The 7,877-nt window shown below is 49.5% G+C and carries 5 protein-coding genes; 3 read left to right on the plus strand and 2 right to left on the minus strand.

Annotation, left to right across the window (positions count from 1 at the left end; translation table 11 throughout):
* On the minus strand, window positions 1–1,908 hold the full coding sequence (locus F4Y39_02785; GenBank protein ID MYC12635.1) for an ABC transporter substrate-binding protein: 1,908 nt from the start codon (window positions 1,906–1,908) through the stop codon (window positions 1–3).
* Window positions 1,909–1,999: 91 nt separating this feature from the next.
* Here F4Y39_02785 and F4Y39_02790 point away from each other — a divergent pair, with 91 nt between their 5' ends.
* A complete protein-coding gene (locus F4Y39_02790; GenBank protein MYC12636.1) occupies window positions 2,000–2,926 on the plus strand; it encodes a hypothetical protein in 927 nt (308 codons plus the stop codon).
* 61 nt (window positions 2,927–2,987) lie between these two features.
* Here the strand turns inward: F4Y39_02790 and F4Y39_02795 are convergent, their stop codons facing one another.
* Window positions 2,988–5,204: an NADP-dependent isocitrate dehydrogenase gene (locus F4Y39_02795; protein MYC12637.1), complete on the minus strand. Its 2,217-nt coding sequence runs from the start codon at window positions 5,202–5,204 to the stop codon at window positions 2,988–2,990.
* A 291-nt stretch (window positions 5,205–5,495) separates the two neighbouring features.
* On the opposite strand from F4Y39_02795, the gene F4Y39_02800 reads away from it, so the two are divergent.
* Both F4Y39_02800 and F4Y39_02805 read left to right on the plus strand, forming a co-directional pair.
* A complete protein-coding gene (locus F4Y39_02800) occupies window positions 5,496–6,185 on the plus strand; it encodes a YceI family protein (GenBank protein MYC12638.1) in 690 nt (229 codons plus the stop codon).
* Window positions 6,186–6,751: 566 nt separating this feature from the next.
* Window positions 6,752–7,618, plus strand: coding sequence for a response regulator transcription factor (locus tag F4Y39_02805; GenBank protein MYC12639.1), 867 nt, complete (start codon window positions 6,752–6,754; stop codon window positions 7,616–7,618).
* The last annotated feature ends 259 nt before the right edge of the window (window positions 7,619–7,877 follow it).

Here is a 7,877-nt window from a genome sequence, read left to right on the forward strand (position 1 = left end):
CTATTGCTTTATAAATATCTGTTCGTGAAACACGGGGCGACCCCAGCCGCGGTGTACGTCGGCAGCGCTGCCCTGCATGGGGACATTGCCGAGTCGCGTGCTGGCACCCCATATAGAGTAGGCGGATCCGACGACGATAACGGGTACGTTGTCGGTGTGGAGGTCGCGCACTTCTGTCATGTGTTCATGTACGGCTATGGGATCTACGGTTGTCAATACTTTTTTAATGCGCATTGTGGCTTCGTGCAACCACGCGGGACCTTCTTTGGAGGCGTTGCGGTGCCAAAAGGGGACGGTGGGTGCCATAATTGCCCAGTCATTGAGGCGACCGAGAGGGTCGGCGGGTCCTTCGAGGCCCCAGTGGTGTATGTCGTATTCGCCGTTGAGGCGGCGGGGCCATACAATGTCGCGCAGGGAAATGTTCAGGTTGGCTTTGATGCCTATGTCGCGCCAGTGTTCGGAGACGAGTTCAGAGACATCGACGCCGACGCCGGGGACGACGTCGATGTTGAGTTCAAAACGCGAGCCGTCTTTGAGTTCCCGCCAACCATCGCTGTCTGTGTCGCGGTATCCGGCTTTGTCGAGGAGATCGCAGGATTTGTCGGGGTCGAATTTGGCGTATTTGCGATAGGCGGCTTCTGAATAGTGCGGGTTAGAGGGCGCGAAGGAGTAGCCCGCGGGGTCGAGGAGGCCGTGATAGACGATCTGGTTGATTTCTTCGCGGTTGATCGCATAAGACAGGGCTATGCGTACGTCGCGGTTGCGAAAGGCTTCTCGCAGGGCGGGTTTTGGGGTGTCCCAGTTGAGGTAATAGGCTGGACCGCGGTCTGGGCCGGTGATCCTCAATTTGAATTTGCCCTTTTTTTCTTCGGTGCGCAGCGTGGGAAACATGTTGATGCGAGAGTAGCGTCCAAACAGGTCGAGTTCGCCGTTGACAAATTTGAGCAGGATAACCTGGGGGTCCTGGATGACGGTAAATTCGATGCGGTCTGCATAGGGCAGTTGGTTGCCCGCTGTGTCGATTTTCCAATAATAGGGGTTGCGCGCATAGACGATGCGCTGACCGCGAATCCATTCGACGGGGACCCAGGCGGATAAGCGCGGCATGCCGGGTTTCATGATGACCATGGCATTGGTGGCTTGTTCTCGAAATTCTTCATAGGTCGCTTCGGGGTTATAACGAGGGTGCAGGTGTGACAGGTGGTGTTTGGGCTGTGCTATGACATCTGAACACAGGGCGTGTAATACGCGACCGAGGGGTTTGGACGATGAGACTTCAAGGGTGTGGTCGTCGATTTTTTTCAGGTCGATGGGTTTGCCATCGACGACCCACACAGAGGGGGGGACGGGCTGGTTGTGGGGACGGGCATTGTCGTCAAAGGTCATGTCGTAGTACCAGAACAATATGTCGTCAACTGTAAATGGCACGCCGTCTGACCATTTGATGCTTTTGCGGATTTTGAAGATGGCGGTTCGGCCTTCGTTGTGAAATTCAAAACTCTCGGCGAGGTTGTGTACGATGCTGTCGGGCATGGGACGCAAAAATCCCATGAGGTTTTCGCTCAGTGTTTTATTGACGCCCGCTGTTTGGATGATGTCGCCCGTGAGTGCGCGCCGCAAGACGCCGCCGTATTGTCCGATGGTGTCCATGGGGACGACGATGAGAGGATTTTCGGGCAGGCGTTCAGATACGGGGGGGAGTTCCCCTTTTTTGACTTTTTCAGCGAGAATGGGGGCTTCATTAAAGGTGCGGTTGATCAGAATTTCCGGGTCGATTTGTACGGGTGCGCGCGTTTCGCGAATCGCCGCGTTGGATTGCGCGGCTTCACCTGTTTTTGCAAGATGCCCTGGGTCGGGTGCAAGACAACCACAGAAGAGTAAGGGGATGAGGAAGTAGGTTCGTTTCATAGGGGTTCTAAATTAAACAAAGAGCTTCGTTCATGCGAGTTTTTTTTCTATCACCTTGACGGATTGGCTGTTGTGCGAGTATATTGTTTTTATGATTTCTGATGAGATGAGAAGACGCATTGCCGCGCTCAATCGCCGCGATTTGAAACACGCAGATGAGGTTTCGGAAGCCGAGGGGCAAGTAGAGCCTGAAGTTCGGTCTGCCCGTGGAGAGAGGCGCGCGCCCGATCCCGGCGAGTTGCGCGTGATGGCTGCTGCGTCCGATGCGCGATTGCATCTCTCGCTGGACGAGGTGGCACAGGGCGAGGAGATTCATACGCCCGCAGGCACATTTTTGCTGATTGATCAGACTGTTCAAGAGGTTCTGCGCGGTGGTGGGCGCGCGTTTGGCGCGCGATACGAACGCGCGATTGGTGCGTTACATGAGGGCAATGTGCCGCATGATCCGTATGATACATTTCATTCTTTGATTGATGCACGCGCCGAAGATGTGATTTACGTCGATATTGAGACGACGGGGTTGACGGCTGGTACGCCGCTGTTTTTGATTGGGGTGTTGGGGCATTTTGATGGCGATTTGCGCGTTGTGCAGTTGCTGGCGCGAGATTATACGGAAGAGGCCGCGTCGTTGTCGCACTTCGTCACTATGTTGGATGCTTCACAGGTGATTGTAAGCTTTAATGGCAAGTCGTATGATTTGCCCTATATCCGCGACCGGTGTTTGTTTATGGGTGTGCCGTTTCGATTGCGACAGGCGCATATCGATATGTTGCATGTGGGGCGTCGTATATGGGGCAGGCAGTTGCCCAATTGCAAGTTGCAGACTCTGGAACAATATATTTGCCGTCGCACCCGACAAGGCGATATTCCGGGTGCGGAGATTCCCAATGCGTATCACCGGTTTGTCAAGTCGGGAAATGCCGTGCAAATGCGCGATATTTTACATCACAATGCGCTGGATCTGCTGACGACGACAGAGGTGTTGTTGCGTGTGTTGGAGGGGAAGGTGTATTTGTAGGGGCGACCCTCTGTGGTCGCCCGCAGGTGGTCATGCGGGACGGCACAGAGACCGTCCTCTACTACGCCTTATCTAATATGGCGTTGAATGTTGCGCTTGGTCGCATGGCTGCTGTTATTTTTTCGGTGTCTGGGAGATAATAGCCGCCCATGTCAACGGGTGGACCCTGTGCTGCATTGAGTTCGTTGATGATCGTTGTTTCATTTGCTTCGAGTTGTTGTGCCAATTTTGCAAATCGCGTTTGAAGTGCCGCGTCTTCGCTTTGTTGTGCCAGTGCTTGTGCCCAGTACAGGGCGAGGTAAAAATGGCTTCCGCGGTTGTCCAATTCGTGTACTACGCGCGAGGGCGATTTTCTGTTGTTTAAAAATATGCGGGTTGCCTCGTTTAGTGTTTCTGATAGAATGCTGGCTGTTTTGTTGTTGGTTTTATGTCCCAGGTCTTCGAGGGATGCGGCGAGTGCCAATATTTCTCCCATTGAATCCCACCTCAAATGCCCTTCTTCTACAAATTGCTGTACGTGCTTGGGAGCAGAGCCTCCTGCGCCGGTTTCGAAAAGGCTTCCGCCTGCCAGAAGGGGTACAATTGAAAGCATTTTTGCACTGGTTCCCAGTTCGAGAATGGGAAACAGGTCTGTGAGGTAGTCGCGCAAGACATTGCCGGTGACAGAGATGGTGTCTTTTCCATTTTTGGCGCGTTGCAGGGTTGCGCGCATGGCTTTTGTTGGGGACAGAATTTGGATGTCCAAACCGCTTGTGTCGCAGTCTTTCAAATAGGTATTGACTTTGTCGATTAAGTTTCTGTCGTGCGCCCTGTTTTCGTCCAGCCAGAATATGGCCGTTGATCCGGTTATGCGCGCGCGGTTGACGGCGAGGTTGACCCAGTCCCGTATCGGAAGGTCTCTGGTTTGACACGCGCGCCAGATGTCCCCTTTTTCTACTTCGTGATTGAGCAAGACCTGTCCCGAAGTATCGACGACGCGAATGCGGCCGTTTGCGGGTATTTCATAAGTTTTGTCGTGCGATCCGTATTCTTCTGCTTTTTGTGCCATTAATCCCACGTTGGATACATTGCCCATTGTGGTGATGTCGAAGGTTCCGTGTTCTTTGTGAAAGTCGATGATTTCGCTATAGATACGCGCATAAGAGCGGTCGGGGATGGTGTATATGGTGTCGCGGAGTTCGCCGTCGGGTCCCCACATTTGTCCGGATTCGCGGATTGCAGCGGGCATGGATGCGTCGATGATTACATCGCTGGGTACGTGTAGATTTGTGATGCCGCGGTCTGAGTTGACCATCGCGAGGTCCGGGCGATGGGTGTAACAGGCGGCAATGTCGGATTCGATTTCTGCGCGTTGCGATTCCGGCAGGCGCGCAATTTTTGTATATACTTCTCCAATGCCGTTGTTTGGGTCGATGCCGAGTTTATCAAATACAGCTGCGTGTTTTTCAAATACGTCTTTGTAATAGACAGAGACCGCGTGTCCAAAGAGGATCGGGTCGGATACTTTCATCATGGTGGCTTTGAGGTGGAGTGAGAATAAAATCCCTTTGTTTTTTGCATTTTCGAGTTGGGTTTCGTAAAATGCGCGCAATGCGCGACAGTTCATGACCATTGCATCGACGACTTCGGCAGCCTGAACGGGTATGTCGTCTTTGAGTATGGTTGTGTTTCCGTCGGTATCTACAAACTCGATTTTGAGAGTATCGTCTTTTGCCGATACGACGGATTGTTCACTGCCGTAGAAGTCCCCATCGCGCATGTATGCCACATGTGATTGGGATTCCGAGGTCCATTCGCCCATGGGGTGCGGGTTGTTTTTGGCGTATTCTTTTACGGCGGATGCCACCCTGCGATCTGAGTTTCCCTCTCGCAAGACGGGGTTTACGGCACTTCCCAGAACTTTTGCATATCGATCTTTAATTTCTCGCTCTGCTTCGGTTTGCGGTTCTTCTGGATAGTCTGGAATATCATATCCTTTTTCTTGTAGTTCGCGGATTGCTGCGGTCAACTGGGGTATGGAGGCGCTGATGTTGGGCAGTTTGATGATGTTGGCTTCGGGTGTTTTTGCCAGTTCGCCCAATTCCATTAGTGCATCGGATTGTTTCTGATTATCAGTTAAGTTTTCCGGGAAATTCGCAATTATTCTGCCAGCGAGAGAGATATCTTGTATTGTTACTTCAATGCCGGCGGGTTCTGTGAAGGTTTTGATGATTGGAAGCAGAGAGCACGTTGCCAATGCAGGTGCTTCATCGGTTTTTGTATAGACGATTGAGGCCATGATATTTCCTGAGTTTTTGTTGTGGCGGATTTTGAAGTCCGTATTATACGAGTATGGGAAGGCGAAAGTCAAGGAGATATTTGCAGGAAATTGGGAACGCGGATGAAGTGAGGAACGTTGTACAACTGGTCGCAGTTCAGACCAGTTCACGTTGAAGTATGAAGTGGGAAACAAGCGAGACATTAAAGGCAACTGTCATCGCGGCATGCCTAAAGCCGCGATCCAGGAAGTTTTTAGCTGACTGCTGATTTTATAGTTCAGGTGTTATTCCCAGAGAGAAGGAGACAAAGTATGAATATGCGGTGGATCATCGGTTTGTTTTTTGTCGGGTGTGTTATAGTACAACAGGTCTGGGCGGAGACATCATTGGGGTTGCCGGTTGAGGGTGTGCAGACGATTGTGTTGCGCAATGAGGTGGGTAAGAATCAGATTCAGTTTGTGAGTTCGGCACCGCTGGAGGAGATCCACGGTACAGCGTCGGAGATTTCGGGTGCGTTGATACTGGATCCGGCAAATGTGCAGGGTTTGACGGGGAAGATTGAGGTGCAGGTTGCGAGTATGGAGACGGGTATCGAGAAGCGCGACGCGCATTTGCATAGCGCGGATTGGTTGGATGAAAAACAGTTTCCGGTGATTGGGTTTGAGATTGCGGGGTTGAAGGATGTGTCTGTGGAGGCAGGGGAAGATAGGGCTGTGATTAAGGGATTGGCAATGGGGACGTTTTCACTGCACGGCGTGGCGAAGAAGATGGAGATTCCTTTTGAGGCGACGTATTTGCTGGCGTCAGAGCAGACAAAGAAGCGCGCGTTAGGAGATTTTTTTGTGGTGAAGGGCGAATTTGAGATTGCGTTGAAGGATTTTGATATTGCAGGTGCGCGCGGGCTGGTGGGTAACCGGGTTGGGAAGAAGATCGATTTGAAGACGAATTTTTTTGGTTCGACGATGAGAGGTGAGAAGGATGAAGTAGGAGGTGTGAAGTAGGAGGTGTGAAGTAGGAGGTGTGAAGTAGGAAGTGTGAAGTAGGAAGTGTGAAGTAGGAAGTGTGAAGTAGGAAGGGTGGATTTCTTACTTCTTACTTCTAACTTCTTACTTCTCTTGGCCGCGATCCAGTGCTTGAGAACTGTGGATGGGAAAACTTGATATCCCATTCACAGTTTTTTTTATAAAAATGCACTAATTCTGAAAAAAATTAAAAAATAAGAGATATTCGGAAGGAATAAGAGATATGCGGAATCTTTTTGGGTTGAACTTATAGACGCGATGGTGTTATCATAAAAAAGCCGCTGACAAGACCAGGACAAGTCAACTGTCAGCGGCAGCAAATATCTCAAGCTGATAACTTGAGAAGGTTAAACAAAGGTAGCGACCTGAAGCGCGATTGTCAATGTGAATATAATGTTCAATCGAAAAGAGAAAAGTGAACAATGTTTTTACTTCTCAATTCGATATTCAGCCTGACTTTTACTCAATAATAACTTCTATATGGAATAAAAATAATACTTTATAGAAATTATCATTTTAAAATTCCATATTGGCACACATGTTGCATGTATCTGTTTAAGCAGTGGATAATCTGTTTTGAATCGTGTGGAAAGTCAGGCTCTAAGCCTCAAATATTTAGACAGCATTTTATCGCACCGGAGAAAAATATGAACAAACAGAAAATACTGATTATAGATCGCGACCTCAGCATTCTATCGACCCTTGCAGGATTCCTGAGCGATGAACCTTATGACATAAGTACGGCGGAAAATGGAAAAGAAGGGCTTAAAATTTTGAGACGAGAGAAGATTGATCTGGCTGTTGCTGAAAAAGATATAGCGGGTCTTGATGGGATCGCACTTTTGGAGCGCGTTGCAGCAGAGAAAATTCAGACAAACATCCTGATCATGGGAAGCGTTGTGCCTATGGAAGTAACGAAAGAAATACTCACAGCAGGTGCTGTGAGCGTATTGGATAAACCGATTGTGAAGGACAAATTTTTGGCAGAGGTAAAAACCTGTATCCTGCTGAATGAGGTGAGATACAAGGTATCGCGGACCAGTGAAGCATCCCGTTCACTGCCCAGATCCTTTCAACGGCCATTGAACACTGGCCGGGAGAAGGTTTCGCAAGAGAAGTTGGCATCATTTTTGGAGGAGCATTACAGAAATCCAGACCTGAAATTTGAAGACCTCACGAACCATTTTAAGATCTCTCTATCGCAGGGTCATGCGCTGTTCAAAAAATATTTTGACAAGACCTTCCGTGAAAAACTGAGAGAGGTCAGAATAGCGCAGGCAGAGCACTTTTTAACGGGATCATCACTATTTATGTATGAAATTGCACCCCTATGTGGGTATCGCGGATCAAATCGTTTCTCTGAGGATTTCAAGAGGATACATGGCATTTCTCCTACCCAGTACCGCAAATAATTTATGCGTGGGGAAATTCAGGCGTTTTCGGAAGATGTCTGAGTTGAATGTTCATTTGCTTGGTCGAAATTCACTTTTAACAGTAGGCTGAATGAGTTATGGCACATAGTGAAAAGATTGTAAAATTCAATGGCTATCCACAAAAAGATGTGTCTTTTGAAAACACAGAGGCGCGAGAAGCCCTCTCAACTTCGGGGATTGGTTTCCGGTTTGTGCGCTATTTCTTGCTCACCATTTTGTGTGTTGTGGGAAGCATGGT

This window comes from Gemmatimonadota bacterium (assembly GCA_009838845.1).
GTDB lineage: Bacteria > Latescibacterota > UBA2968 > UBA2968 > UBA2968 > VXRD01.

Excerpts from the sequence above, each read along its gene's own strand:
- F4Y39_02785 (MYC12635.1), bottom strand. The coding sequence starts at position 1,908 with ATGAAACGAACCTACTTCCTCATCCCCTTACTCTTCTGTGGTTGTCTT.
- F4Y39_02795 (MYC12637.1), bottom strand. The coding sequence starts at position 5,204 with ATGGCCTCAATCGTCTATACAAAAACCGATGAAGCACCTGCATTGGCA.
- F4Y39_02800 (MYC12638.1), top strand. The coding sequence starts at position 5,496 with ATGAATATGCGGTGGATCATCGGTTTGTTTTTTGTCGGGTGTGTTATA.
- F4Y39_02790 (MYC12636.1), top strand. The coding sequence starts at position 2,000 with ATGATTTCTGATGAGATGAGAAGACGCATTGCCGCGCTCAATCGCCGC.
- F4Y39_02805 (MYC12639.1), top strand. The coding sequence starts at position 6,752 with ATGTATCTGTTTAAGCAGTGGATAATCTGTTTTGAATCGTGTGGAAAG.